At 43.1% G+C, this 26,571-nt stretch carries 26 protein-coding genes; 17 read left to right on the top strand and 9 right to left on the bottom strand.

The window, feature by feature from the left end; genetic code table 11:
* The first annotated feature begins 20 nt into the window (after positions 1–20).
* Together F6K52_RS05060 and F6K52_RS05055 are read left to right on the top strand one after the other, a co-directional pair.
* Positions 21–665, top strand: coding sequence for a class I SAM-dependent methyltransferase (locus F6K52_RS05060; protein WP_293074939.1), 645 nt, complete (start codon positions 21–23; stop codon positions 663–665).
* A 116-nt stretch (positions 666–781) separates the two neighbouring features.
* Entirely contained in the window at positions 782–1,687 is a 906-nt protein-coding gene (locus F6K52_RS05055) for a phytanoyl-CoA dioxygenase family protein (protein ID WP_293074937.1), read from the top strand.
* A gap of 96 nt (positions 1,688–1,783) precedes the next feature.
* On the opposite strand, the gene F6K52_RS05050 is transcribed toward F6K52_RS05055, so the two are convergent.
* Positions 1,784–2,887: a mandelate racemase/muconate lactonizing enzyme family protein gene (locus F6K52_RS05050; protein WP_293074934.1), complete on the bottom strand. Its 1,104-nt coding sequence runs from the start codon at positions 2,885–2,887 to the stop codon at positions 1,784–1,786.
* Between the two features lie 37 nt (positions 2,888–2,924).
* The gene (locus F6K52_RS05045; RefSeq protein ID WP_293074931.1) at positions 2,925–3,308 is read right to left on the bottom strand and encodes an MmgE/PrpD family protein; all 384 of its coding nucleotides are present in this window, start codon (positions 3,306–3,308) and stop codon (positions 2,925–2,927) included.
* A 41-nt stretch (positions 3,309–3,349) separates the two neighbouring features.
* On the opposite strand from F6K52_RS05045, the gene F6K52_RS05040 reads away from it, so the two are divergent.
* From F6K52_RS05040 to F6K52_RS05025, 4 genes are all read left to right on the top strand, one after another.
* Positions 3,350–3,979: a class I SAM-dependent methyltransferase gene (locus F6K52_RS05040; RefSeq protein ID WP_293074928.1), complete on the top strand. Its 630-nt coding sequence runs from the start codon at positions 3,350–3,352 to the stop codon at positions 3,977–3,979.
* A 103-nt stretch (positions 3,980–4,082) separates the two neighbouring features.
* Positions 4,083–4,298 carry a hypothetical protein gene (locus F6K52_RS05035; protein ID WP_293074925.1) on the top strand — a complete coding sequence of 72 codons (216 nt, stop codon included), beginning with the start codon at positions 4,083–4,085 and terminating at the stop codon, positions 4,296–4,298.
* Positions 4,291–4,722, top strand: coding sequence for an aspartyl protease family protein (locus tag F6K52_RS05030; protein WP_293074922.1), 432 nt, complete (start codon positions 4,291–4,293; stop codon positions 4,720–4,722). Before F6K52_RS05035 ends, F6K52_RS05030 begins: the two co-directional genes overlap by 8 nt.
* Before the next feature lie 144 nt (positions 4,723–4,866).
* A complete protein-coding gene (locus tag F6K52_RS05025) occupies positions 4,867–5,853 on the top strand; it encodes an aldo/keto reductase (protein WP_293074919.1) in 987 nt (328 codons plus the stop codon).
* A 12-nt stretch (positions 5,854–5,865) separates the two neighbouring features.
* On the opposite strand, the gene F6K52_RS05020 is transcribed toward F6K52_RS05025, so the two are convergent.
* On the bottom strand, positions 5,866–6,456 hold the full coding sequence (locus F6K52_RS05020; protein ID WP_293074916.1) for a DUF4126 domain-containing protein: 591 nt from the start codon (positions 6,454–6,456) through the stop codon (positions 5,866–5,868).
* 142 nt (positions 6,457–6,598) lie between these two features.
* Here F6K52_RS05020 and F6K52_RS05015 point away from each other — a divergent pair, with 142 nt between their 5' ends.
* Positions 6,599–7,882, top strand: coding sequence for a Glu/Leu/Phe/Val dehydrogenase (locus tag F6K52_RS05015; protein WP_293074912.1), 1,284 nt, complete (start codon positions 6,599–6,601; stop codon positions 7,880–7,882).
* A gap of 642 nt (positions 7,883–8,524) precedes the next feature.
* Positions 8,525–9,070, top strand: coding sequence for an EF-hand domain-containing protein (locus tag F6K52_RS05010; protein ID WP_293074909.1), 546 nt, complete (start codon positions 8,525–8,527; stop codon positions 9,068–9,070).
* Between the two features lie 149 nt (positions 9,071–9,219).
* On the opposite strand, the gene F6K52_RS05005 is transcribed toward F6K52_RS05010, so the two are convergent.
* Positions 9,220–10,617, bottom strand: coding sequence for a transposase (locus tag F6K52_RS05005; protein WP_293074906.1), 1,398 nt, complete (start codon positions 10,615–10,617; stop codon positions 9,220–9,222).
* A gap of 275 nt (positions 10,618–10,892) precedes the next feature.
* Positions 10,893–11,027 (bottom strand): hypothetical protein, encoded by a 135-nt coding sequence (locus F6K52_RS05000; protein WP_293074903.1) that lies wholly within the window; start codon positions 11,025–11,027, stop codon positions 10,893–10,895.
* A 37-nt stretch (positions 11,028–11,064) separates the two neighbouring features.
* Here F6K52_RS05000 and F6K52_RS04995 point away from each other — a divergent pair, with 37 nt between their 5' ends.
* From F6K52_RS04995 to F6K52_RS04965, 7 genes are all read left to right on the top strand, one after another.
* On the top strand, positions 11,065–13,116 hold the full coding sequence (locus tag F6K52_RS04995) for an ABC transporter ATP-binding protein (protein ID WP_293074900.1): 2,052 nt from the start codon (positions 11,065–11,067) through the stop codon (positions 13,114–13,116).
* 687 nt (positions 13,117–13,803) lie between these two features.
* Positions 13,804–14,184, top strand: coding sequence for a microviridin/marinostatin family tricyclic proteinase inhibitor (locus F6K52_RS04990; RefSeq protein WP_293074897.1), 381 nt, complete (start codon positions 13,804–13,806; stop codon positions 14,182–14,184).
* 69 nt (positions 14,185–14,253) lie between these two features.
* Entirely contained in the window at positions 14,254–15,507 is a 1,254-nt protein-coding gene (locus F6K52_RS04985) for a transposase (RefSeq protein WP_293074893.1), read from the top strand.
* Between the two features lie 245 nt (positions 15,508–15,752).
* On the top strand, positions 15,753–16,742 hold the full coding sequence (locus F6K52_RS04980) for an MvdC family ATP-grasp ribosomal peptide maturase (RefSeq protein ID WP_293074891.1): 990 nt from the start codon (positions 15,753–15,755) through the stop codon (positions 16,740–16,742).
* A gap of 454 nt (positions 16,743–17,196) precedes the next feature.
* Positions 17,197–18,198 carry an MvdD family ATP-grasp ribosomal peptide maturase gene (locus F6K52_RS04975; protein ID WP_293074889.1) on the top strand — a complete coding sequence of 334 codons (1,002 nt, stop codon included), beginning with the start codon at positions 17,197–17,199 and terminating at the stop codon, positions 18,196–18,198.
* A gap of 179 nt (positions 18,199–18,377) precedes the next feature.
* Positions 18,378–18,680, top strand: coding sequence for a hypothetical protein (locus F6K52_RS04970; protein WP_293074886.1), 303 nt, complete (start codon positions 18,378–18,380; stop codon positions 18,678–18,680).
* A 204-nt stretch (positions 18,681–18,884) separates the two neighbouring features.
* Positions 18,885–19,076, top strand: coding sequence for a hypothetical protein (locus F6K52_RS04965; RefSeq protein ID WP_293074882.1), 192 nt, complete (start codon positions 18,885–18,887; stop codon positions 19,074–19,076).
* 7 nt (positions 19,077–19,083) lie between these two features.
* Here F6K52_RS04965 and F6K52_RS04960 read toward each other — a convergent pair whose 3' ends face one another.
* Positions 19,084–19,674 carry a hypothetical protein gene (locus F6K52_RS04960; RefSeq protein ID WP_293074879.1) on the bottom strand — a complete coding sequence of 197 codons (591 nt, stop codon included), beginning with the start codon at positions 19,672–19,674 and terminating at the stop codon, positions 19,084–19,086.
* Positions 19,675–19,827: 153 nt separating this feature from the next.
* Here F6K52_RS04960 and F6K52_RS04955 point away from each other — a divergent pair, with 153 nt between their 5' ends.
* Together F6K52_RS04955 and F6K52_RS04950 are read left to right on the top strand one after the other, a co-directional pair.
* A complete protein-coding gene (locus F6K52_RS04955; RefSeq protein WP_293074876.1) occupies positions 19,828–20,457 on the top strand; it encodes an IS607 family transposase in 630 nt (209 codons plus the stop codon).
* Positions 20,408–21,568, top strand: a complete 1,161-nt coding sequence (locus F6K52_RS04950) for a transposase (RefSeq protein WP_293074873.1) — start codon at positions 20,408–20,410, stop codon at positions 21,566–21,568. Before F6K52_RS04955 ends, F6K52_RS04950 begins: the two co-directional genes overlap by 50 nt.
* A gap of 213 nt (positions 21,569–21,781) precedes the next feature.
* Here the strand turns inward: F6K52_RS04950 and F6K52_RS04945 are convergent, their stop codons facing one another.
* The 3 genes from F6K52_RS04945 to phoU form a co-directional block, all read right to left on the bottom strand.
* Positions 21,782–23,473, bottom strand: a complete 1,692-nt coding sequence (locus F6K52_RS04945) for an iron uptake porin (protein WP_293074870.1) — start codon at positions 23,471–23,473, stop codon at positions 21,782–21,784.
* Between the two features lie 339 nt (positions 23,474–23,812).
* Positions 23,813–25,507, bottom strand: a complete 1,695-nt coding sequence (locus F6K52_RS04940; protein ID WP_293074867.1) for an iron uptake porin — start codon at positions 25,505–25,507, stop codon at positions 23,813–23,815.
* A gap of 448 nt (positions 25,508–25,955) precedes the next feature.
* Positions 25,956–26,571 (bottom strand): phosphate signaling complex protein PhoU (gene phoU / locus F6K52_RS04935; protein WP_293074864.1); only part of this gene is annotated, 616 nt, incomplete at its 5' end.

Raw genomic sequence — 26,571 nt, 5'->3', positions numbered from 1 at the left:
ACCATATAAGTGTAAGAATCATGAACACTAAAGATCAAGTTCCCGAACAGGCACAGTGGGTCTATGATGCACCTAACATAGAAGAACTTGCTAGACGTTATGATCAATGGGCTCAAGATTACGATCAAGAGATGGAAGAAGTTTTTGGCAATGTAGGCCCCCAACGAACCGTAGAAACTTTTATCAAATACGTTCCGACTGATGCAAAAATTCTAGAGGTTGGAACGGGTACAGGACTAGTTGGAGCGCTATTGAACCAACAGGGTTATTACCATGTAGATGGCTTAGATATTTCCTTGCAAATGATGGAAGAAGCCCGGAAGAAAAATGTCTATACTTCACTTTATCAAGCAACATTAGGTGAGCCTTTAGAATTCACAGACAATACCTATCAAGCAATTATGGCCAAAGGTGTATTTGCTCCAGGTCATGCACCGAGTCGTGCATTTGATGAACTCATCCGGGTGACGCACCGAGGTGGAGTCATTGTATTTACCCTCCGTACTGATTATTACGAAGCCAGTGATTTTAAATACAAACAAAATGCGCTTGAGGCATCTGGTGATTGGAAATTATTAGAAAAAACAGAACCATTTCCAATGTGGCCAAAAGCAACTCAAGAACTGATGTATAATATTTGGGTCTATGAAGTTGCGAAAGAGTGAAATTAGCGAGATGTTTTCGGCTAACCTTAGCTCAATGAAGCAACAAGATGGAGGACTCTGGTTTTTATTAAACCTCTGTTTTATCCACAACTCTAAACAATAATAATTTAACTAAAATGCTATCGAATTCTCAACTTAATCAATCTGAATCTGACCAAAAATATGAATTCTCTTACCAGTTAACGGAAGCCCAAATTGCCCAATACCATAGGGATGGCTTCCTGATTGTTCCAGGCTTTTTCCAGTCTGCAGAAACTGAAGTTTTGCATCGCTCACTCATTACTCATGTAGATGAATACGCGCCCTTAGAAATTCAGACGTTTGACCGCACAGGTCAGTCCTACAGCATCCTCTATTGGGCAGAGCTTGGGGACTCTCTACTTGGGGTTTTCCCTCGCATTGCCCGTATTGTGGACGGTGCGGAGGCTTTGCTGGGGGAAGCTTGCTACCACTGGCATTCCAAAATTTGTCGGAAGTTGCCCAACAGTGGTCAGGTTGAATGGCATCAAGACTATGGATCTTGGTACTACAATCACTGTCTTTCTCCACAGCTCATTACTTGTGCCATTGCGATCGAGCCTTGCAGCCTAGAGAATGGTTGTCTTCAGATGCTGAAAGGCTCCCATGTTTTAGGACGTATGGAAGTGATCGAAATGGGGAATACGGTCGGAACAGATCCTCAAAGAGTGCAGAAGGCAATGGAAACGATGGAAATTGTCAATTGTGACATGGAACCCGGAGATGCTGTATTTTTCCACAGCAATGTGTTGCATGGTTCTCCCCCTAACCGCAGCGATCGATCCCGTACCATGATCTTCTGTGGTTATAATGCGGTCTTGAATGAACCCTTTATCCGCGAAGGTCAGGAGCATCATTGCTATCGGCCTTTGCATAAACTGCCTGATTCTGTGATCATGAAGGGTGCTTATGGTGCAGCTCTGGAAAATAAGGCAGAAGTTTATAAGCCCAGACCTGAGATTGATAAGCCTTACATGAATATCCATCCTTTTCCTGAGAAGTAAATCTATCAGGTAATCGCCTATTAGAGCCGTCCGAAAATTAAGGTGGAAGCCCTCTGGGGGGAGCTTCCACCTTAATTTTCGCAGGACGCTAATCGTCTATTGATAGATTGCGATCGCTTTACCCAAAACATCGGGTATCGGCTCTACACCCAGTCCTATTCCTTCTGGTGCATAGGTTTTCCCCCCTTGATTCCGTGCTCCACCCATAGCGGTGTTAATCGTGACCATATCATCGATTAAGCAGACGCCGCGTAAATGGGTTGCTGGGGTAGATTGAGCTAGATGAACTACCGCCGTATCCTCAATCACACTGCCACCAGTTGCTGCAATATTCATCCGTATCCCTGTTTCCACACAAAAATCTCGGATGCGTTTCGCCTTGCTCAACCCACCCACACGACCAACTTTGAGTTTGATCACTTCACAAGCTTTATCAGTATGAGCACAGACAACATCGTTATAGTGCTGAATGCATTCGTCCAAAATAATCGGATGACGGGTTAATTGACGCACCTGCAAACACTCTTTATAGGTTTTACAGGGCTGTTCAAAGTACAAAATTGGTACGGTGACAGTGTTCATCACCTGCAGGGCATCAGCTATCAGCCAAGCGCCATTTGCATCAAAAGTTACACTTTCGTTGGTGAGCAGATGGGTCATGATCGCTTTGATTCTTTCGAGATCTTGGACTACGTCTGACCCAATCTTGCAGCTATGGATCGTGTTGCCCTGTTCTTGTCCCCTGACAATGGATTCAATCATTTCGTCTGGTGTACCTGTGGGAACTGAGGTTTCAATGGGAATGGCTTGGTCGATACGACCACCAAACAGCTCACATAAGGGGAGACCAGTCACTTTGCCTAGAATATCCCAACAGGCCATATCCAATGCTGATTTAATATCGAGATGCCCAACTAGCGCCATGTCCATTGTTCGATAGATCAAATCAGTACGCCTGGGATCAAGTCCAATCAGTTGGGGAGCTAATTCTTTAATTCCAGCTCTAATGCCTTGTGCAAAAGCAGCCGAGTAAGCTGATCCCCAGGGACATCCTTCGCCCCAGCCTCGAACTCCTTCATCAGTATCAATGGCAACGATGGTAGAATCAAGTTTGTCAGCATACAATCGTCCTCCTGAATGTCTGTAAGGATGTTTTAAGGGTAAGGTAACTTGATAGACAGAAATTTGAGAGATTTTCATGGAAGTGCCAGATTGCATCCCTAACTTTAGGCTATTGCTATGGTGAGTGGGGGTCAACAATGACCACAGCTTTTGCTGCCTTATTCAATTTTACCCTTCCTCTCCCTCCCTTACAAGGATTATCATTCTCTTTGCGGGATGTTTTAAAACCACTACCTAAGACACTGGCTTGCTGTGTTCCTCCTAGAGTCTTGGCATAGTTAAGCATGATATTTCCAACAGGTGTGTTGACTCCCGCCAAAGTTACCCCAATGGTATCCAGAATGGCATTTTTGGCTAGATTTGTAACTTTTTTTGTAAATAAATATTTATATTCAGTTTTATGTATAAAATAAGCAAGCTGTTGTGTAATATTCATAAACTTAGATGCAGAGAAATGATATATGCTAAAGATAGCAATTTTTGAAGAATCAGTAACCACTTAAACTCCCATAACACAATAATATTATTAAAGCAAGACAAATGAGTATAACAGATAGAGTCAGTCAAGTTTACAGTTCTAAAAATAATCAAGAACTTATCGCGAACTATGACAGATGGGCAGAGGAGTATGATCAGGATTTTACTGGTGATGGCGACTACGTATCACTACAAAAAGTTGCCGAAATTGCTCTCAAGCGCATCCCTAAAAGTGCAAAAATTTTAGATGCTGCGGCAGGAACAGGCTTGGTTGGTAAAAGGCTATACCAGGAAGGCTACCGTCACTTAGTTGCTATTGATATGTCCCAGGAAATGTTGAATAAAGCGCGTCAAAAGAATGTCTATAGCGAGTTATATCAGCAAGTTTTGGGAGAGCCTTTAGACTTCTCATCGAATTCATTTGATGCCAATATCAATGTTGGAGTATTTACTTATAATCATGCTCCCAGTCATGCTTTTGATGAGTTAATTCGCATTACTAAACCAGAAGGTTATATAATTTTTACAATGCGCCCTGATTTTTACGAAAGCAGCCAAGATTTTCAAGCAAAGATGGCTAACTTAGAGTCATCAGGTCAATGGCAATTAATCGAGCGCGGGGATAAATATTATTCCCACCCTAATACTAACCAGAAGACTCCTGTAGAAATCTGGACCTATCAGGTTAAATAGATTGAAGCATTAATAGATACTGAAGTCCAGCAAATAAAACTTCATGGCAGCGGACGAGGACTATTAGAATAGAAAGGTACGCTCGACTTGACCGAAGTTTTTTATGGTTTCATCAGAACTAATCTCGACCTTGAGAGAACTGAGTCGCTCAGACAAGTTCTATATCATACAGATTCTGATTTCGGAACTAGCCCAACAAGAAACGGATTTAATTAAACCTGACCAGTCTTACCCAGTGTCGTCGCCTTATGATGCGGTTGAGGCAGCGGATACGATGTTAAAAGTGCTACAGGCTGCCAAAGCTCAAGATCATGGGTAATCCTGAACGATATCCATTTGTTTCCAGTGATACAGCCTTAGGCGAAGCTAGTTTTCGCCCGTATTTGCCTTTTACCTTAGTTTATCAACAGGATTCACAGGCAGCATCCGGGCTGTTGGATACTGGGGCAAGTGTGAATGTACTGCCATATTTGATAGGGGTCGAGCTTGGATACGACTGGGAACGGCAAACAACAGCACTGAATTTGACGGGAAATTTGGCTCAGTATGAAGCGCGTGTTGTGCTTGCACAAGCCGTTGTTGGCCAGTTTGAGCCTGTACAACTGGTATTTGCCTGGACACAAGCTACCAATGTGCCGCTTATCTTGGGACAAGTTAACTTTTTTATGGAATTTGATGTTTGTTTCTACCGTTCACAGTTGCAGTTTGAAATTAGCCCAAAATTATCTACTCAGGTTAAGTAATATCCTGAGTAGATAATTAGTTATAAAACACCATTACCCAAGAAACATTACTCCTTTACTTCTAGCTTCTGCCTTCTGCCTTCTGCCTTCTGCCTTCTGCCTTAAAGCAGCCCATTTCTTTGATGAATCAGATAGGATTGCTATATGAAAACACGGAAACTCGGTCGCCCAGGATTGGAAGTGTCTGCCATCGGCTTAGGCTGCATGGGAGTATCCGATCTTTATGGTAAATGCGACAAACAAGAAGCTATTGCAACCATTCAACAAGCTGTTGAGCTTGGGGTGACACTGTTTGATACGGCAGATGTGTATGGTCCGTTTACTAACGAAAAATTAGTTGGAACTGCCTTGAAGGCTTATCGCGATCGAGTTACGATCGCCACTAAATGTGGATATGTTTGCTCGGAAACAACAGGGGCTTGGCTGATTAATGGTAAACCAGATCATGTCAGACAAGCCTGTGATGCTTCTTTGCAACGACTGGGCATTGATACAATTGACCTTTATTATTTACATCGTGTGGATCTCGAAGTTCCCATCGAAGATACCATTGGGGCAATGTCAGACCTAGTTAAACAGGGCAAAGTTCGCTATCTTGGTGTATCGGAAGCTGCAGCACCAACGATTCGACGGGCTCATGCTGTTCATCCTTTGACAGCATTGCAATCGGAATACTCTCTCTGGACTAGAGATCCAGAAGCTGAAATTCTACCAACCCTACAAGAACTGGGCATTGGTTTTGTAGCCTTTAGTCCCTTGGGACGGGGATTTTTGACCGGACAGATTACTAAGCCAGAAGATTTGGCTGATCATGACTTGCGTAAGGGCTTACCTCGCTTCCAACCGGAAAATTTTCAACAGAATTTGCGCTTGGTTGAACAAGTGAAAGCGATCGCGCAATCCAAAGGTGCAACACCTGCGCAGGTAGCCATAGCTTGGCTGTTAGCACAAGAAAATCAGATTATTCCCATCCCTGGCACCAAGCGCCGCCGTTACTTAGAAGAGAATATTGCAGCTACTGAACTACAATTAACCCCTGACGAACTTACTAGAATTGAAACCGTTGCTACACAAAACCCTGTCATTGGAACTCGCTATAAAGAATCTGAGATGCATGTAGTCAATCGTTGAGTTTCAACGCCTTCAGTCAGGATTCTGGTCATGGCTTTGATCGCTGATACGGGAACGCTTCCCTCGAACATACCAACGATACCAATGCTTAGCACTGCGAATCGCTAACCACAGTAGCAGCAAAGCAATTAATCCTCCTTGTTCTGGAGCGTCAAAAGCTAAGATTATCAAAACTACGCACAGAAAATCCTGAAGAAACACTACCCACAGAGGTAAGCCACGCAAACGGTAGAACCATCCCACTTGAACTAACTGGAGTACAAAGGCTAATAAACCACCGACAATACCCACTACCCAGACAAATCCCGTTAGTTCTTCAGCAAACTGAGTCACAGCAATACCAAGAATTGCCCCTACCAGAGGACTCAAGACTAGCTGAACTATTTGCAAGACTCGCTGTCCTAATAGATTTTTCGAGGCAAATAGCTCCACCAATGACCAAGTTGTCAAGATAGTCAGCAAGACTGGGGGATGAATGTATGACAGTAACGGTACCTTCGACCAGAGTTGGTCACTGTGGAGCAAACCAATCACCAACAGGGGCAGGGCAATTCTCATTCCTGCCGCAGCGGAAGCTGAGAGGGCGGCGAGGAGTGCAATCATGAGCGTCGTTAGTTTGGCAAGAGGTTTAGTCTAAACCAGTCAAGCTTAGCATAATGTAACAAAAGATACAGTTTTTTTGTGATTAAATTAAATAACCACGACTGGGTAAATGGTAAATATTGTTAGCTGGAGAAATAAGGCCATGTCTGAGTCATTATTTGCTGATGCCAGTAAACGATTGCAGAAATCATTGAAATATGTGTCAATTTCCGAAGATGCGATCGCACGCTTAAAATATCCCAAATCTAGTTTGAGCGTTTCCATCCCAGTCCGCATGGATGATGGCTCGTTACAGATGTTTCAGGGCTACCGGGTTCGCTATGACACTACCAGGGGACCAGCAAAAGGGGGAGTGCGGTATCATCCCAATGTTTCCTTAGATGAAGTCCAATCCTTAGCCTTTTGGATGACCTTTAAATGTGCTACCTTAAATTTGCCTTTCGGCGGTGGTAAAGGGGGAATTACTCTAAATCCTAAAGCCTTATCCAAGCTGGAGTTGGAACGCTTAAGTCGTGGTTACATCGATGCGATCGCAGATTTCATTGGGCCTGATATTGATATTCTCGCTCCCGACGTTTACACCAATTCCATGATTATGGGTTGGATGATGGATCAATACAGCGTCATTCGCCGTCAAATCAGTCCAGGGGTCGTCACAGGTAAACCCTTGGCCTTGGGAGGAAGTATTGGTCGCGATACCGCTACCGCTACTGGCGCGTTTTTTGTGATTGAATCCATTTTGCCCAAATTTGACCAGCTGCCTCAAAATACCACCGTAGCGGTGCAAGGATTTGGTAATGCTGGTGCTGTGATAGCGCAACTGTTAGCTAAAGCAGGTTATAAAGTTGTCGCTGTCAGTGATTCTCAAGGGGGTATTTATGCCAAAAAAGGCTTAGATATTCCTAGTATTCGCCAATACAAAACATCCAGTCAAGGCATTAAAGCCGTTTACTGTCGAGGTAGCGTTTGCAATATTGTTGAGCATGAAGTCATTACTAATCAAGACCTTTTAGCGTTAGATGTAGATGTCTTGATTCCTGCTGCCTTGGAAAACCAAATTACTGAAGAAAACGTTGATAATATCAAAGCTAACTATATCTTTGAAGTAGCCAATGGACCAGTAACCTCTACCGCTGACAATCGTTTGGAAGAAAAAGGCATCTATGTTTTTCCTGACATCTTGGTTAATGCTGGAGGAGTCACCGTTAGCTATTTTGAATGGTTACAAAACCGGAGTGGACACTATTGGAAGCTGGATGAAGTCCATCAGCGTCTCAAAGAGAAAATGGTGGAAGAAACCGAAACAATTTGGTCACTTTCTCAGGAACTAGCAGTTTCCATGCGCACAGCTGCTTATGTTCATGCTTTGAATCGCCTGGGAGACTCCCTGGATGCTAAAGGAACTAGGGATTATTATTGCAAATAAATCCGAAAGGGGTGCATCTCCTAAAAGCTTTTTGAGCTGGTGGGTGGAATGGGAATCTTGCTGGAATGGGCATCTTGCCCGTTAAAATTTCCGGACGGAATATCCCAACACTGGCTACTAATAAAATCAGGGTGATCCGGTTCCTAACTTACCCTACACTACATTTACTATAGCATTTTAAAATATATCATAAAAACTTATCACTAATCTAGTGATAAATCATGATCAGATCTCTAATGGTTTTTAATCATAACGTTTGATAATTTTCTAAGTTTAGAAAGGGCGTTATCTAGTTAGCGATCGCATACAGCGCAGCAGAGCATATCACCAACTTTTACAAACAACGATCAAAGGTTAATTTTACCTCTGGTAGAGAAGTGTAAATTACCAAATACCAATCACAGCAACACCTTGGGGGTTTGATTAAAATTTATAAACAAACCCTTGACAAAGAGTATTGTTTAGAAGTATTAACTAAGGCTAGATTAGCTGTTTTGTAAGCATTCAGCTATTAGCTGACGCTATTTTTACCCTGACCATGAGCTGTTGCTGTAACCAAGGGTGTATTAATTGTGTTCGACTAGTTATCCTACTGTAAACCTAGTATAAACTTGAATTTAGTCATCCCTGGATAAATTAATTATGCTAACTGAATTTCAGAAGCAGAAATTACCAAGATTATTTAAAATGTATGATGCCGACAATAACGGTTTCATTGAACAAGCGGATTTTGACCGGTTCCTAGAAAGCTACTCCCAGGTTGGCGGGTGGGAACCAGGCTCACCCAACTACAATTCCTTGCAATCGAAGTTAATGTCTCGTTGGGATAGTATGCAAAAGTTTGCAGACACTAATCGTGACAACAGGATATCTTTGGAGGAATGGTTGGTATATATCGAGAATATCCTTAAAGACCAAGGGGTTTATGAAGCGGAAATACGGGTCATCGCCGGTTTCGTCTTTAGCGTATTTGATAGTAATGGGGATGACCAACTAGATTTGGAGGAATACAGACAGTTTTATCGCACCAGAGGACATGATGAAAATTTGGCTAATGAGGTATTTAAACGGCTCAATTTAAAGGATGATGACTCCATTACTAAAGAAAAACATATCGAGTTAATTGATCAATTCTTTTATAGTGAAGATTTTGAAGCGCCTGGAAATTCTATCTTTGGTAAAGGGTAGATAGAAGGTAAGCATATGCTCATAACTGAAGGCGCACGCACCTCAAGTAGCGCTAATCGCTGTTCGCTTACTTCCCAAGTAGCAGCCAGATCGATCTGATTGAAGTTGACATCTCCCCCGGCTAAAGCAAGGGGGATTCTCAAAGGTTGTTACGTCGCAGGGTAAACCCGTGCGACTTCACCTTTTATTCGATAGGATCTGGACAAGTGAGTGAACAAATCATATCTATGTGGGACTGTCAAAATCCCTCTAGCCACCTTGGTCAAATTAATTGACTGTGTGGTTACTTTCCTGATGATATTTGCCGCACCATTACAATCAGCATTTATCAGGTTTCCGTCTAACGTCTTATAAAGACCACGCCTAACTCGTTTTCCTGATGGTTTCCAGCCTTCGGGTTTTGCACCGTGTTTCGGCAAGAAATCATCATCTAAGAAAGACGCTTTGCTTGTATAAGATTCTTCAGTAATTATTAAATTGATTCCGTATTCTGGACAAAGTTGTTTTAATCTTTCAACTAATCTTCCAGTAGGGATTGCGACAAACTTTTGGTTTCCACTTTTTCCCATATTAGAGCGTTTTTTTTGCCCTTCATTCCAGCCGATTACAAGGTTTCCAATGCCATCATTTAGACAACGATTAATGAGGAATCGAGCAGCCTTGTTGATGGCATCTCTCATTTGATTATTGCGCTTCCTCTGAATCCGTTCGCGTAGCGTCGCCTTCGGCGAATCAAGATTTGAATCCCAATAAAATTCAGACTTTCCTTGTTTGTACTTAGCTACTAGACGACAATATCCTTGGTTTATTGACTTTAATTTTCGACCGTCAATGATAAAACTTTTTCCTAAGGTTGAGACGCAGGTTAACCAATTATCTCCACCATGATCTATTCCAATCGCTTGAGAGTAATCCAGTGTAGGATTATCTTCTATCGGTTGTTTCCCGTCATCGATCACCCAATCAATCCATAGTTGACCATAGCAGGGACGAACTGTGACTTCTCTCACCCATTCTGGATCTATGAAACTAGGAGGTTCTAATGATATTTGAGTTAATAATTCTGGTTTACTCTCTCTACTGACAGAAGGATAAAACAAACCATCTTTATATGTGAGAGCTTGCCTGGGAAATGTAACAGCAGCAAGACCTCCGGATTTTCTGTACCTAGGTAACTTAGGTCTATCTACTTCTCCTAAATAATAAATATCAACTAATTTGTTGTAACTACTTAATGATTCCCCTACTGTTTTCAAGGTTTGTTGGGCAGATTGAGCACACATAGCCTTATAATGTGGTGACATCTTTAAGGCTTTATCCAATTCAGGATATTTCGTAATACATTTTCGGGTTCGCCATCCACACCTGAATTCGTCTCCATTCCAGTAGGTATTATAAGCTTCTTGTTCCTCTAGTGATTTATAGTGTTTTTGTCTAACATAATATAACGCACTATTAGTTAGGCTATTTGATTGCTCACATTGAAATTTCCAGAAGATTATTTCTTCATCTGAAAATATAGCCTTCATTGGAATTGTCTTATACATTGATAGTCTTGAAATTCATTTATAAAATAGCTTTAGTATACTCGAATGTTCTAATAACGTCAACCATGAATCAGAGAAAAACTCAAAAAAGAATGAAAGGAATTCCAGTTCACTATGATGAGCTAAAAAAGACACATGGAATCATGCTGACGGACACCGCGTGGAAATGGTTACAACTTTCAGCTAAAGACTCCGGAACTAGCGTTGGGGAATTCATTGAACGCTGGGTTAGAAGCCAAATAGAGGACACGACTGGATGAATCCAGCCGTCTGTTTCATCCCCCGGCTAAAGCACGGGGGTTCTCACATTTCAGGAAGTTTTGATAGAAAACAGCTGATGGCTGACAGCTGACGGCTGACAGCTGACAGCTGACGTAGGGAGTAAACCCTAGAGTCAAGTTTTGTATCATTTAAGTTAACTCTGCTAACTTAATCCTCTTGAATGCCATGACTGACAATGTTCTTGACGTCCGTAATCTGAAAGTCCAATTCCAAACCGATGTAAAACAGGTCACAGCCGTTGACAGCATTGACTTTCAACTGCGTCGAGGACAAACCCTAGGAATTGTGGGGGAGTCAGGTTCTGGGAAATCAGTCACGTCTTTGGCCATAATGGGTTTGATCCCCTATCCTGGTAAGGTTACCAATGGCGAGATTTATTTCCGACCCTCAACTCGGGCAAAAGGGGTGGATTTACTAGGGGTGAGTCCTGATCAAAAACAGTCCTACCGGGGTGGTCAAATCTCAATGATTTTCCAAGAACCGATGACTTCCCTTAACCCAGTGTATACCTGTGGGTTTCAACTGACAGAAGCCATTCTGCAACACCAGGATGTTTCCCTAAAAGAAGCAAGGCGTCAAGCCATGGCTCGTCTTCAAGAGGTGAAGCTACTCCCTAGCGACCAACAATTGAGGGAGACTTTTCTAGAGGAATTCCGTCGGGAGAACCCTGGTCAAGCTATACCGGGGGAACGGCTAATTAATCGCCACATTAACCAGCAAAAACGGGAAATTTTAAAGCGCTATCCCCATGAACTGTCTGGTGGTCAATTGCAGCGGGTCATGATTGCGATCGCAATTTCTTGTAACCCTGATGTGTTGATTGCTGATGAACCCACTACTGCTCTCGATGTTACCGTACAGGCAACCATTCTGGATTTGCTCAGGGAGTTACGGGATACCCGAGGGATGTCCATGATTTTTATTACCCACGACTTAGGGGTAATTGCGGAAATTGCTGACAGCGTAGCGGTGATGTACCAAGGCAAAATTGTGGAAAGGGGTGATGTCTGGAAAATTTTCTCTGAACCAAACCATCCCTACACCAAAGGATTATTGGCTTGTCGCCCAACTCTCGACCAAACTGTAACATACCTACCAACTGTTTCTGACTTCATGGAGGTGGTAACTACTCCTAATGGAGAACAGGTAATCCGAGAAAAATCAAAAGGGTTGAATGTTGACCGGTTCCAGCTTCAAACTTCCTCAGATAACCTACCCTACTCGAACGCTAAAGGCGAACAACCTTTAACCTTCAACCCTTCAACCTCCCAACCTTCAACCTCCCAACCTTGGCCAAAAGGCCACGCTACGCGAACAAGCAAACCACCATTAGTTTCAGTTAGTAACTTACAGGTAGGCTTTCCCATTCGAGGCATATTTGGCGGGACAAAACGCTATCTCATGGCAGTCAATGGAGTATCTTTTGATGTTTATCCCAGTGAAACCTTGGGGTTAGTAGGAGAATCCGGTTGTGGCAAATCTACCTTGGCACGAACATTGCTCCGCTTGATTGAACCAATGAGTGGAGAAGTACACTTTGATGGTAAAGAGATTACCACAATCAAGGGTATGGGTTTACGGCAATTACGCCGTGAAATGCAAATTGTGTTTCAGAATCCCTTTAGTTCCCTCGACCCACGACTAAAGATTGGGGAAGCAGTGATGGAACCCCTATTGATTCATGATATTGGGGGTAATAGTAAGGAAAAACGCGATCGCGTGGCTGAGTTGTTGGAGCGAGTAGATTTAAATCCTGACTGGATGAATCGCTATCCTCACGAATTTTCTGGAGGTCAGCGCCAGCGGGTATGTATTGCTAGGGCACTCGCTCTTAATCCTAAGTTTATCATTTGTGATGAATCCGTTTCCGCTCTAGATGTTTCCGTACAGGCACAGGTCCTGAATTTGCTGAAACAATTGCAGGAGGATTTCGGGTTAACCTATATATTCATTTCCCATGACTTGAGTGTAGTCAAATTCATGAGCGATCGCATTATGGTAATGAACCAGGGCAAAATAGAAGAAATTGGTCCCGCTGACAGTATTTATCGAGAGCCCCAGCAGGATTATACTCGTCAGCTGATTGCTTCTATTCCCACTGGTACTCTCGATCGGATTCAACAGCAGCAAGACAGACGACAAGCTATGGAAATACCTGAGATTAGTGATCCATGGTCTGTTAATTCTGAGATTAGTGATCCATGGTCAGTTAATTAAGGGAAAGGTTATTTTTTTTAATCCAAAATTTAATTCAAAATCCCAACTTATGGCCATAATGGACTTCCTTCTATAGAATTTTGAATAAATGCCTGAAAAACTCAATAATTTCCTGTGTCTCCCAGATTAACAAGATGGAGATATCCGGATATCCCGAAGAGTAGACTCAGAATCGCCTTTCTCACGGGGTGACAACAAAGCTCAAAACTATATAGGTGTTGGGTTTTAGGTTTTAGGTGTTGGGTAAAATCAGCGCATCGGTGTCATTTGTATTTCCCAGCAATTGAAGCAATTTTCACCATACAACGTCAATGATAGTTTTAATCAATCCACCCGCAAGGGCAATTTTACCTAACACCTAACCCCTAAAACCTAACCCCTGTAATATTTTAAAGAGCGCTTGTCACCCCCTGAGATTTTTGACTCTGAAGTACCCATCGGATAATGATGAAGAAGTTATATTAGGTTTCAAGAATTAATTAAAAATTTTCGCCAATTTGGCGTTACAGCTAGGGGGGCATGGCTTGTAATAGATTTATACGGAAATAGTTGTGTCTATTTGTTGTATCTATGTGTTGTATCTATTCTGTGTCTATTGATAGATATATTCATAGTTAAGCACATCAGTTAGCCACATCCTATATCCTATTTCCCCACATCTTATTTATCCACTAGGAGTTTAAAGCCATGTCTAATATGGAAAAACCAGAAGAAAATTCCCAAGCAGTTCCCTTTTTTGCTCGCTACCTAGAAGGACAATGGTGCGAAGAGCTATCTGAAGAGGAAATGGATGATGTTAGAGGCGGTCGCGGATTTGCGTTCACAGAGAAGTTCCCCTCTGATTTTGAAGATGGTGCCGGATGCTTTACCCGCAAGTATCCCTCAGATCACGAAGAGGGTGGTGGTGGTCCAGCCTTGACTAAAAAGTATCCCTCAGATCACGAAGAGGGTGGCGGTGGTCCAATTGCGATGACACGGAAGTACCCATCGGATCAAGAAGATGGTGGCGGTGGTCAAATTGTGACCCTGAAGTTCCCTTCTGATGAGGAAGATGCTCCCCAGAAGTAATATCGTGTCTGGTTGACTATAGCGTTATTTAGAACTGCTATAACACAATTAACAAAGGTCAAGAATTAGATGCAGCAGGTAATTACAGCAAAGCTGAAGTTGAACTGCACACCAGAGCAAAAGGAAAAGCTTCGTGCAGTTACTTTAGCCTATCGTGATGCCTTGAACTATACATCGAAGTTGGCCTTTGAAAAAGGCAAAATTTCCTATGCAGCTAAGTTACAAAAGCAGGTTTACTACGACATTCGAGAACGCTTTAGGTTACCAGCCCAAATGGCATGTAATGTACCTCGACAGGTAGCTGCAATCTATAAAAATCTCTGGATGAAAGTAGAGCGTAATGCTACTCACTTAAAATCTGGAATTACCAACAAGCGGTACAAAGGGTTAGATACCCCTCCTAAATTCATAGCTCGAACTTGTACGTTTAGTTACAAGCGTGACTACTCGTTTGTTAAAGGTAAAGCTAGCCTAGTTACCTTAGAAGGTCGTATAAAAGTTGACTACTCCGGATATCAAAAACACTTAGACTTGATTCATTCAGGTATAGCCAAAATAGGTACAGCAATAATTTGCTATGCTGAAACAACCAAGACTTACTATTTACTAGTAAGCTTAGAGTTGGAGCTACCCGATATTAAACCTGAAGCAATCAAACGTGTTGTTGGTGTCGATGTAGGTCAGCGCTATCTAGCAGTAACGTTTGATACGAATAACACACCTGGTTTCTTTTCTGGCAAGTCAGTAATTCATAGAGCTAATCGTTATTATAAAACGAAAAAAACTCTACAGCAAAAAGGCACTCGTTCGGCTACCAGACGCTTGAAAGTCTTGTCAAAACGAGAGAGACGGTTTAACGCTGATATTAATCACTGTATTGCCAAACGTGTAGTGATTCCTGGCTCATTGATTGGTCTAGAAAATATCACCCATAATCGTGATAAAATTAAGCCAATAAAACTAAAGCATGAACCATCTAAAAAAAACTGTCAAGCCCATAAAAATAAAAGGATTTGGGAGTTTACTAAGTTACATTACTTCATTGACTATAAAGCTGTTTTGGGTGGCGCTTTAGCGATTAGAGTTGATGCTGATTTTACCTCCCAGTCATGTCCCCGTTGTGGTCACACCAGTAAAGCCAATCGACCCAATAATGGATTAGATTTTGATTGCATGGCTTGTGAATACAAACTACATGCTGATTTAGTCGGAGCCAAGAATATCGCACTGAGAACGCTCCTCTTGAGGCAAGACTTTGAGAGGACGGGGCGACTTTCAACCGTCCCTGATGTGTCCCAGGATGAAACCAAAACTCTAGACTGAGGGGATTGCCAAAGGCTATACCTATCTCGGTACTTAGATTGGAGGTGGACTGTAGACACAATCCCCTTCCCAAGGGTGTACTCGATTAGGGTACTCGATTAGGAAGGGGTAGTTGAAATAATTACCGATACTATTTCTCGCTTTGCGTAAACTGAGCTTTTTAAACCCGCGATCAGCCCTCAGCGATTAGCTTTGGGCTGAGTGTTATGTATTGAACCGTTATTTATTCTTCACCATTTAGGTATATGAACCGATCCCGTGATATAATCCTATTAATAACCCACAGTGGTGATTACTTCACTATTGATAGAGTAGCGGAAGCCCTATCAAAACGAGGGGCTAAACCCTTTCGCTTCGATACAGATCAATTTCCCACTAAGGTGCAACTGGCAGCTGGGATCAGTAGCGAAGGACTTAGTTACCACATAGACTATAGTGGACAGTCGATTACAACCGAAGACGTGCAGGGGGTTTGGATGCGACGACTCTGGCATCCACAAGTCAGCCCAAACTTAGCTCCCCAATTCCAAGACGCTTGCGTTAGGGAATCATTAGCAACCATTGATGGTTTCTTAGATAATCTCAACCATGCTCGTTGGGTAGATAGGTTAGAACGAATCCGAGAGGCAGAAAACAAACCACGTCAACTCAGAATTGCTAATGAAGTTGGTCTGCTCGTCCCCCGCACTCTGGTCACGAATAATCCAGATCGGATGCGGGGTTTCTTCGCGGAGGTTGAAGGAAAGATGGTGGCTAAGTTGCTTACTCCTCTTTCCTATAGTATGGAAGCTTCTTCTTTTTTCCTATATACCAGCATTGTCAAAGAAGAAGACCTCCAAGAGGCAGAAATGTTGCGCTATAGCCCCATGGTATTCCAAGAGGAGATTCCTAAACAGCGAGAGTTGCGAATAACATTCGTGGCGGGAAATCTATTTGTAGGAGCTCTCGATGCTTCTCGGTATTCTGCAACAACGATGGATTGGCGCTCTGCTAAACCCGAGGATTGTGCTTGGGAACCTGATCAATTGCCCAGTGAGGTTGCCCATGGCCTGAATGCTTTGATGGCAAAGTTGGGACTAACCTATGGTGCGATTGATATGATTGTTACCCCAGACGGGGAGTATGTCTTCCTAGAAGTTAACCCCACTGGCGAATGGGGCATGCTAGAGCGAGATTTGGGTTACCCCATTTCTGATGCGATCGCAGATGCCTTATTGTCTGAAGTTGTCAATTAAGGCAAAAGGCAAAAGGCAAGAGGCAAAAGGCAAGAGGCAATAGGCAATAGGCAATAGGCAACAGGCAATAGGCAATAGGCAATAATATCCCCCTATTATTAAGGATACATAGTCAAAAATCATCATGTAAATCATAATAAAATAAACAATAAAATTACTATAAATTATGATGATTTATTTATGTTTGCTATTACCTGTTTTAATCTATTCAATATCTAATGTTTAATGGTGCAATATCTAATTTATTTATTTTTTTTGAGTTTAGGGTATTAATTGGGAATAATTAAATATGGAAAAATTTTATTTTTCCTTTTGGAATAATACTTAATAATTTTATTTACCCTACTCCCTATTCCCTACTCCCTATTCCCTACTCCCTACTCCCTACTCCCTACTCCCGATTCCCGATTCCCGATTCCCGATTCCCGATTCCCGATTCCCTTTATTATTAACAATGACAGTTTTAATTATTACCCATAGCCAAGACAACGAAAGCATTCCCCTAGTGGTAAAAGCCATTGAAGAAAAAGGGGGGAAAGCCTTTCGGTTTGACACTGACCGATTTCCCACGGAAGTCCAATTAGATGTCTATTACGGTAAGAATAGAGACGGTAAGAATAAAGAAAGGCTAATCCTAAAGTCTGAGGAAGAAAAGCTAGATTTGCAGGAGGTCTCAGCAGTTTGGTATCGGCGCATTGCCATGGGAGCAAGAATTCCCAGCACCATGGATCCGCAAATGCGGCAAGCCTCTGTACAAGAATCTCGTGTAACTATCCAAGGTATGATTGCCAGTATCGATGGCTTTCACTTGGATCGGGTTCCTGTGGTTGAGCAAGCCAAAAATAAGCAGTTACAGCTAAAAGTAGCACGGGAACTCGGGATAGATACTCCCCTTAACCTGACCACCAATAATCCCGCAGCAGTGGTGGAATTTGCCAAAGAATGTGAGTCAGGTATAATCACCAAGATGCTCTCATCCTTTGCCATCTATGATCAGCAGGGAGAGGAGCAGGTAGTGTTTACCAATCCTGTCAAAGCAGAAGATTTGGACAACTTGGATGGATTAAGGTTCTGTCCAATGACCTTTCAGGAACATCTCCCTAAGACCCTAGAGTTACGAACCACAATTTTAGGTAAGCAAGTGTTTACTGCTTCGATAGACTCTCAACAGTTTCCAGGTGCTCGTTACGACTGGCGGCGACGGGGCGTTGATTCCCTAAACGCTTGGCAGCCCTATCAGCTGCCCCAAGATCTGGAAGAAAAGTTGCTGAAGCTAATGGATTACTTTGGCTTGAACTATGGCGCGATTGATATTATTCTAACTCCCGATGGTCGCCATGTATTTCTTGAGGTCAATCCAGTGGGAGAATTCTTCTGGCTTGAGCTTTGCCCTGGCTTACCAATTTCCCAGGCTATTGCTGATGTTTTGCTGAACTTAGTACCTCGCCGTTCTTAGTACTAATTTTTTTTAATAGCACTAGCTTGTAGGGTGGGCAAAAGGAGTTTGGTTGTTTTGAGTATTTTATATAATTGAACTTTGCCCACCCTACTTTAATTAGAGGATGGGGAGTCTATATCAGAGTAACATAGGTAAAATAGTTTATAGTCTGGGTTTAAAAGCAGGATAATCTGAGCATGAAAAAGCAATTATTTGATCTAATTAAAATAACATCTACTATTTTAATTACTTGCGCTTTAGGTCTAGAAATTTGGTATACTTATTTACAGTTAACCCATGGCTCTCTACCAAGTAACCTCTATTATGCCTTGTGGCTAGGAAGTTTCATTTTAATCTCCCATTTAATTGAAGGTGTAATCGCTGGTTTTAAAGCTGACAGTTGTGATAAAAATCCTATAACCTATGGCATTTATACGTTTTTTGTCGGGTTTGTTGGATTGTGGGAATTATTTAATCCAACTTCAGAAAACCCTAGTTAGAAATAAACCGTTGTATTGGCTTATTCCTCGATCTTAAGCAAAAAATGATTAGTGTAACTGACCAATTAGAATTGAGCGACCGTATTTTCGCAAGAGCCATATCCACAGGGCAAACGCATCTTAAGATTATGGTGTGGATGCACCTTGGCTGCATCATCCCATCTCTTCCTAACTAGGGTGCTCTAGCGGACGCGATCGCGAATAGTGCCCTTTTTCCCGACAGGTGCTGCTCGCGCCGCTAAGCTTGAGGCGGTTATAGGCAAAGATCGGGTGTTGCTGAATCAAGGAATGCCAAATAAATATATATATAAAAGATGGGGTTCTTATAGTAATCTTGCCCCCCAAACTCCCTACTCCCTACTCCCTACTCCCTACTCCCTACTCCCTTCTTATTAATACTCACCTACCGTCCCCGCAATTCTGTTTCTAGTTTCCCTAAATCCTCTTTTAGGAAAACCGTAAGTTGCCCATTGAAAGCCTTACCGCTATCATTTTTAGTTATTTCTATCCAATAAGCGTATTGTTCTCCTAACAAGAGTTGACCCTGCTCAGCTGACCACAGTGGTAGGTTTTGTCGCCGTGATAACTCTAAGATTTCTGGAGAAGGATAGGTGTATACAAACTCAGCGCTATTGTAATCCCGATAAATCTGTGGGCCATAGACAGTGCGCAGGGATTCCTCCAGGCGTTCGATGGTTACCCCATTAACTTGGTCATGGATAGCAATGCGTTCACTGCGAATTGTACTCCGGTCTTTTGGATAAGAGATGCTACCAGGAGGCAAGACAGTGGCTTGAAAAGTAAATCGTTCCCCAGCCGTATCACTTTTGCGAACTACTAAGCCATCTCCAATACCAGGTCGTAGAGTGGGGTGACCGTTAATCCATGCAGCAACTTGATCAGTCCTCTGACCAGGCAGGGCGCTAACCCGATTACCAGTTAGTGCGAATATAATGCCCAATGATAGAAATGACCCTATTTTTATGACATTCATAGAGAGCACCTGTTACCTCAGTCTTGGGTAAATATTAGCATTTTGATACTGAAACACAAAAACCCCGAGGTGTAACTATTAGCATTTAATCTTATCAAACCTCGTCATACCTTTACAAATCTGCTATTATAGATTTGTAAAGGTTAAGCCGTTATGAAAAAATATGTCACCCCAAAAGAGGCAGCCGAATATTACGGTGTCTCCATTACAACACTCAGGAGATGGGATAAAGACGGAAGACTTGACAGCATCAGGACTCAAGGGAATCAAAGAAGGTTTTGTGTTCAAGGACAAGACCCGCAGAGTAAGCCCATTGTCGCTTATGCAAGAGTCTCTACACATTCCCAACGAGACGACCTTGATAGACAAGCTGAATTTTTACGGTCAAAATACCCAAACGCTGAAGTTATTTCAGAAGTTGGATCGGGACTCAATTTTAAACGGCGAAAGTTTATCAAAATATTGGAACGAATATACAGCTCTGATATCTCGGCATTTGTCATTGCATACCCAGATAGAGCAGTCCGATTTGGATTTCCGTTACTTGAATGGTTGTGCCAAAAAAGTGGAGTTAAACTCTTGGTTCTCAATGAACGTAAATTATCCCCAGAGCAAGAACTCGTCGAAGATATCTTGTCCATCCTCCACTGTTTCTCTGCTAGGCTTTACGGACTCCGAAAATACCAAAAACAAGTCACGAAAGCGGTACAAGAAAAAACCTCGGAATCAGACGGTGAAGTTGACACCCAACAGTGTCTCAAAGATCAGGGTGTTTCCGTCTAAAGAACTCCATAAAGTTTGGAAAACTTGGCTTAATGCTTATCGTTGGATCTATAATTGGTCAGTAGCCATGCTTAAAAATGGTTATCAAGGTAGTGCTTATGATTTACAAAAACTAGCGAGAAAAGTTGATAGAGCAGATTGGGTAAAACAACTTCCAGGTCATCAATTACAAGAAGCAGTAGCCGATGCAATTGATAGTTTCAAGCAAGCAAAAGCCAATCAGGGTTCTGTTAAATTTAAATCTTGTCGAGAAACAAGCCAAGTTATTAAATTTAAAGCAGGAGACTTTAAAAAAAAATGCTGGTACCCAACAAAAGTAAAAGGCTTGTGTTATCGTTCACCTCAAGGTTTCCCTGAAGAATGCATATATGGAACTCAGTTAGTATGGATTAAAGGTAAATGGTACGGGATTTTTCCAGAATATATTGAACCTATCCCTACAGAAGAGAATAAAGTAATAGCTTTAGACCCAGGCGTTAGAACATTTATTACCGGTTTTGATGGTGAAACTTATGTAGAAATAGGTTATGGTGATATTGGCAGAATTCAGAGACTTTGTTATCAACTAGATCAGCTGATGAGTCGCATTGACTTAAGCTCGGCCAAACGCCAGAGACGTTCGCGAAGCGTGCGCCAAAGCGCAGCAATGAGAAAAGCTGCCCATCGATTACGCCAAAAAATCCAAGATTTAATTAAAGATTGCCATAATAAATCAGCCTCTTTTCTTGTTAATAACTACAAACTGATATTTTTGCCAACGTTTACGACTTCTGCAATGGTAGTAAAGTCAGCTAGGAAATTAAACAAGAAAACAGCTCGTAATCTGCTTACCTGGAGTCATTACAGATTTCGTCAACACTTAGTTCAGATGGCAGAACGTAGTGATGTAAAGGTAGTCTTGGTTAATGAGTCTTACACCAGTAAAACTTGTCCAAGTTGTGGACATATCCATGAAAAACTAGGTGGAAATAAAAAATTCCAATGTCCAAAATGTGATTTTTCGTTACCAAGGGACTGGAATGGCGCACGAAACATAATGATTCGTGCCTTGTCGGCAACAACCACCAGGTTTTCTCCTGGTGCTATACAGGTCATTCCTGCTACTGAGTAGGTTTAGATAGGTTAAATGTTGCACCTCCAAGAGAAGTCGGGATAATTTTTACTAAAGCAAGATGGCTTTTAGAGCTGGTGGTGCGTTACGGGACAAGCTATCCCAACCCTGACGACGGTGAAAATGATGGGTAGCAGGTCCCTAACGCACCCGACGCACTATCTGCAGATAACTAACAGCTAATAGCTGATAGCAACACCTAGAATTAAAACCCTAGAATCTAAAGGTGGTACGGATCGCTCCAACCCAAATCGTATCATTGTCATCATCGTGATTAGGATTAAAAATCACGTAGGCTCCTGGAGTAATCGTGATGTTCTGGCTAATCGGGAATTTGTACTGTGCCTCAATCAGGTAAGAAGTATCATCATCTTCATCAGCACCATCAATGTCGGTAGCCTTAGGTGGCACACCTCCCGCAAAACTCAGCACAGCTCCCTCTTTGCCTAAATCTAGGAAAGACAGGTTAGCTGACCAAGTTAAGATTTCAGCATTGTCACCTTCTTCCACCGCACCATTATCATCTTCTGCTTGAGCATCAACATAACCAAACCAACCGCCTAGGTGAATTTGTGAGTTCAGGCGAAGACTAGCTTGTGCTCCAAAGCGATTAGCAGAGGTAGCCGTCTCCCCAAAGGGTTGCTTGGCCAAGTCACTACCAGTGCTACCGGAAAGATTCACATCCTCTCCTGGCTGGTAGCTACGGACGTAGGTCAAAGATATCTCCAAGTTATCAATGGGGGAAATCCCCAATTGAGCGCCAGCGCTATAGGCACCATTGAACAATCCATCTCCTTGGGCAGGACTAGGCGCATCGCCATCATCAGCTAGATAAAGTAGTGATAGATTCACCGCATCACTAAATTCATAGGTTAAACCGGCACCAGCCCCCTCTGGTCCGCGAAGGGTTACGGGGTTGCGGCGGACAAACCGCGATAAGCCACCAGTGCCACTGCTTTCCAGGAAGGGGTTCGTCGGGTCAAAAGGGTCATCCAAGGCCAGCCCAGATGTTCCCACATAAGCCGTGGTTTTTGTACCAATGGGGAAACGGTAGAACACGTCAGGAATTTCAACATCGTTGCCACTATCCGCATCATGACCCAAGCGAGCCATGTCGGTACCGGTCACATCACTGAGTTGAGTAAAGTTTCCTGCCTCCAAACGAATTCTCAACCGGTCTTTCCCGGTGAAGCTGGTATTTAAGTTCAAACGTACCCGGTTGCTGAAGGTAATGTTTTCATCAATGCCATCCCCACTACCATCAGCTTGTTCTTCTCCAAAGGCACCAGCGAAGGTAAAGATCACCTCCCCTTTTAGTTTGGTGGTGGTAGAGAACTGATGGTCTTCTAGGAAAGCTACTCGACCTTCTAAGTTATCCACCCGTGCCCCTAGGGTAGCCAATTCTGCTTCAAACTCCTGAATCAGCCGTTGCAGGGTTTCCAGGTCTTCCCGGGTAATAAAATCTGCCGTGCTAGCCGCAATTAACCGCTCAATTTGGTTCAAGCAAGCATTCAAACCAGCTGCAAACTCATAACGAGTAGTTGCCCGGTTTCCACGGAATGTGCGGTTAGGATAACCAGCAATACAACCATACCGTTCTACCAGAGAGCGCAAAGCTTCATAGGCCCAGTCACCAGGAGATACATCCCGCAGTTGAGAAACACTGGTGACCTGGTCTAGCTCATCTACATTTGTGCCTTCGTTGTTGTAGATATTGATTTGTTGTAGAACTTCCGAGTTAGACTCACTGGTCGCCTGAGCAACGGTTAGCTCTTGTGGAGCCACTTGAGTTTCAGTAGAAGATTCCTCAAGGCTGGGAGCACCATAGGCACTGTTAGCCACCAGCAGCGAAGCCCCTAGCAAAGCTGGACTATATTTGATCGTATTCCAAAAAACTGTTGACATCAGTTGTCAATCAACCTCACACCTAGTAGACAACACTCTTGGACTCAACGCAGTCCGCAAGTTTTTCCTACAACCACTAAAATTCGTTAGTTATAGGACAACTCTGGATTAGCATATCATTTTTTTGTGATTTTTCGAGAAAGATACTCATCCTCGATTTTAGTCACTTACGATAGCAGTTGAACTAACCAACAGAGCAATGGGGTCTGTGCGAAGTGCGATTATAGGGGTGAGGTTGAAGGGCAAGTAAAGCTTTCTCCTAAACTAGTCAGCTATCAGCTGATAACTTACAACTGATAGCTGATAGCAAACCTTATAATTTTTACTTAGAATTTTTACCTAGAACTTAAAGGTGGTACGGATCGCTCCAACCCAAATCGTATCATTGTCATCATCGTGATTAGGATTGAAAATCACGTAGGCTCCTGGAGTAATCAGGATGTTCTTGCTAATCGGGAATTTGTACTGTGCCTCAATCAGGTAGGACGTATCCTCATCTTCGTCACCCCCATCAATTTCCGTAGCCTTAGGTGGCATACCCCCGGCAATACTAAACACAGCTCCCTCTTTGCCTAAATCCACGAAAGACAGGTTAGCTGCCCAAGTGACAATGTCAGCATTGTCACCTTCTTCCACCGTACCATTATCATCTTCAGCGATCGCATCAATATAACCAAACCAACCGCCTAGGTGAATTTGTGAGCTCAGGCGAAGACTGGCTTGTGCTCCAAAGCGATTAGCTGAGGTAGGCACGGCGTTGCCGAAGGGGCGCTTAGCCAGGGAACTACCAGTGCTACCGGAAAGATTGATATCCCCTTCTCGTTGGTGGCTACGGACGTAGATCAAAGATAAATCCAAGTTATCAATGGGGGAGATAGCCAGTTCAGCACCAGCACTATAGGAACCATTGAACAATCCTAAGCCCTCGCCAGGATTAGGCGCATCACCATCATCAGCCAAATAAAGTACTGATAGTTTCACCGCATTACTAAATTTATAGCTGAAACCGGCACCAGCTCCCTCTGCTCCGCGAAGGGTTAGGGGGTTACGGCGGTTAAACCGGGATAAGGCACCACTGCCACTGCTTGCCAGGAAGGGGTTGGTCGGGTTGAAAATGTTATCCAAGTCCAGGCCAGTGGTTCCCACATAACCCCTGAATTTCTTACCAATGGGGAAACGGTAGTACAAGTCATTAATCTCAACATCGTTGCCACCACCGGCATCATGACCCAAGCGAGCCATGTCGGTACCAGTCACACCAGCGAGACTTGTAAAGTTTCCTGCCTGCAAACGAGTTCTCAACCGGTCTTTACCGGTGAAGCTGGTATCGAAGTTCAAACGTACCCGGTTGCTGAAGGTAATGTTTTCATCAATATCATCCCCACTACCATCAGCTTGTTCTTCCCCAAAGGCACCAGCGAAGGTAAACAGAACCTCCCCTTTTAGTTTGGTGGTGGTAGAGAACTGATGGTCTTCTAGGAACGCTACTCGACCTTCTAGGTTATCCACCCTTGCCCCTAGGGTAGCCAATTCGGCTTCAAACTCTTGAATCAGCCGTTGCAGGGTTTCCAAGTCTTCCCTGGTAATAAAATCAGCGGTGCTCGCCGCAATTAACCGCTCAATCTGGTTCAAGCAAGCATTCAAACCAGCTGCAAATTCATAACGGGTAGTTGCCCGGTTTCCACGGAATGTGCGGTTAGGATAACCAGCAATACAGCCATAGCGTTCTACCAGAGAGCGCAGAGCTTCATAAGCCCAGTCACCAGGAGATACGTCCCGCAGTTGGGAAACACTGGTGACCTGGTCGATCGAATTTACATTCGTGCCCTCGTTGTTGTAGATATTGATTTGTTGTAGGATTTCCGAGTTAGACTCACTGGTCGCCTGAGCAACCGTTAGCTCTTGTGGAGCCACTTGAGTTTCAGTAGAAGATTCCTCAAGGCTGGGAGCACCATAGGCACTGTTAGCGACCAGCAGCGAAGCCCCTAGCAAAGCGGGACTATACTTGATAGTATTCCAAAAAACTGTTGACATAAGTTGTCAATCAACCTCACACCTAATAGACGACACTATTGGACTCAACGCAGTCCGCATCTTTTTCCTACAACCACCAAAATTCGTTAGTTATAGGACAACTCTGAAGTAGCATATCATTTTTTTTGTGCTCAGGGGAGCTAGCTTTTCGATAAAAATATTCGATTGTAGTGACGCACGATACCAATCTTTTGAAGCAACGGAGCAATAGCTGTCTGTGCGGTCTAGATCATACCGGTTGAGGTTGAAGGGGAGGTAAGGCTTTGGTAATAGTCAGGTTAAGAAGAAGGCTTTTATGTTTAGGGCTAGCATATTATTTGGCTAGGCTATGATATAGCAATCCTAATTGCAACGTCAACAAGCAAGGGGAGCAAATTCTTACCCATTGTTGCCCTCTTGGTTTGTTATGGTATGTAAAAACTCAGATCAGATTGCTATAGTCGTGAACCTAACGGCCAGGAGTAACTCCTGAACGTTGACCAGTGACAATATAAGAGACTCGTTGACCAATATTGGTAGCATGGTCAGCCATTCGTTCTAAATGGCGAATCACTAGTCCTAGTAAAAGAATTGGTTCAACAACACCCTTGATATCCCGCTGACTGGCCAAGGTTTGATAAAGTTGGTCATAAGCATCGTCTACTGTATCGTCCAGCTTTTTGACCGTTTGCCCAGCAATGGCATCTAAATCTGCTAGGGCTTTCAAACTTGTTGCCAGCATCGCTTGGGCATGATGAGACATCAGTTCCACCTCTGGCATACAGGGATGGGGTGGATAAGGAAACAGCTTTATTGATAGTTCTCCCAGGTCTTCAGCATAATCACCAATGCGCTCTAAGTCTCTTACCAGTTGCATAAAGGCACTCAGCAGTCGTAAATCTTGGGCAACGGGAGATTGCAGAGCCATTAGCGTGACACATTCCATCTCAATTTGGTGATAGTAGCCATCAATGCGCTTATCAAGAGAGGCAAGATGTTGGGCAGTCTCGAGATTGCGCTCAAAGAGCGCTTGATGGCTGAGTCGAAAAGATTGCTCTACCAGAGCCCCCATACGCAAAACATCA

This window comes from Moorena sp. SIO3H5 (assembly GCF_010692395.1).
Lineage (GTDB): Bacteria > Cyanobacteriota > Cyanobacteriia > Cyanobacteriales > Coleofasciculaceae > Moorena.
This window is presented reverse-complemented; position numbering and strand designations above follow the sequence as displayed.

Excerpts from the sequence above, each read along its gene's own strand:
- F6K52_RS04975 (WP_293074889.1), top strand. The coding sequence starts at position 17,197 with ATGACAGTTTTAATTATTACCCATAGCCAAGACAACGAAAGCATTCCC.
- F6K52_RS04960 (WP_293074879.1), bottom strand. The coding sequence starts at position 19,674 with ATGAATGTCATAAAAATAGGGTCATTTCTATCATTGGGCATTATATTC.
- F6K52_RS04995 (WP_293074900.1), top strand. The coding sequence starts at position 11,065 with ATGACTGACAATGTTCTTGACGTCCGTAATCTGAAAGTCCAATTCCAA.
- F6K52_RS05055 (WP_293074937.1), top strand. The coding sequence starts at position 782 with ATGCTATCGAATTCTCAACTTAATCAATCTGAATCTGACCAAAAATAT.
- F6K52_RS05015 (WP_293074912.1), top strand. The coding sequence starts at position 6,599 with ATGTCTGAGTCATTATTTGCTGATGCCAGTAAACGATTGCAGAAATCA.
- F6K52_RS04985 (WP_293074893.1), top strand. The coding sequence starts at position 14,254 with ATGCAGCAGGTAATTACAGCAAAGCTGAAGTTGAACTGCACACCAGAG.
- F6K52_RS05030 (WP_293074922.1), top strand. The coding sequence starts at position 4,291 with ATGGGTAATCCTGAACGATATCCATTTGTTTCCAGTGATACAGCCTTA.
- F6K52_RS04940 (WP_293074867.1), bottom strand. The coding sequence starts at position 25,507 with ATGTCAACAGTTTTTTGGAATACTATCAAGTATAGTCCCGCTTTGCTA.
- F6K52_RS05040 (WP_293074928.1), top strand. The coding sequence starts at position 3,350 with ATGAGTATAACAGATAGAGTCAGTCAAGTTTACAGTTCTAAAAATAAT.
- F6K52_RS04945 (WP_293074870.1), bottom strand. The coding sequence starts at position 23,473 with ATGTCAACAGTTTTTTGGAATACGATCAAATATAGTCCAGCTTTGCTA.
- F6K52_RS05050 (WP_293074934.1), bottom strand. The coding sequence starts at position 2,887 with ATGAAAATCTCTCAAATTTCTGTCTATCAAGTTACCTTACCCTTAAAA.
- F6K52_RS05025 (WP_293074919.1), top strand. The coding sequence starts at position 4,867 with ATGAAAACACGGAAACTCGGTCGCCCAGGATTGGAAGTGTCTGCCATC.
- F6K52_RS04955 (WP_293074876.1), top strand. The coding sequence starts at position 19,828 with ATGAAAAAATATGTCACCCCAAAAGAGGCAGCCGAATATTACGGTGTC.
- F6K52_RS05035 (WP_293074925.1), top strand. The coding sequence starts at position 4,083 with ATGGTTTCATCAGAACTAATCTCGACCTTGAGAGAACTGAGTCGCTCA.
- F6K52_RS05020 (WP_293074916.1), bottom strand. The coding sequence starts at position 6,456 with ATGATTGCACTCCTCGCCGCCCTCTCAGCTTCCGCTGCGGCAGGAATG.
- F6K52_RS05000 (WP_293074903.1), bottom strand. The coding sequence starts at position 11,027 with ATGATACAAAACTTGACTCTAGGGTTTACTCCCTACGTCAGCTGTCAG.
- F6K52_RS04990 (WP_293074897.1), top strand. The coding sequence starts at position 13,804 with ATGTCTAATATGGAAAAACCAGAAGAAAATTCCCAAGCAGTTCCCTTT.
- F6K52_RS04970 (WP_293074886.1), top strand. The coding sequence starts at position 18,378 with ATGAAAAAGCAATTATTTGATCTAATTAAAATAACATCTACTATTTTA.
- F6K52_RS05060 (WP_293074939.1), top strand. The coding sequence starts at position 21 with ATGAACACTAAAGATCAAGTTCCCGAACAGGCACAGTGGGTCTATGAT.
- F6K52_RS05010 (WP_293074909.1), top strand. The coding sequence starts at position 8,525 with ATGCTAACTGAATTTCAGAAGCAGAAATTACCAAGATTATTTAAAATG.
- F6K52_RS04980 (WP_293074891.1), top strand. The coding sequence starts at position 15,753 with ATGAACCGATCCCGTGATATAATCCTATTAATAACCCACAGTGGTGAT.
- F6K52_RS05005 (WP_293074906.1), bottom strand. The coding sequence starts at position 10,617 with ATGTATAAGACAATTCCAATGAAGGCTATATTTTCAGATGAAGAAATA.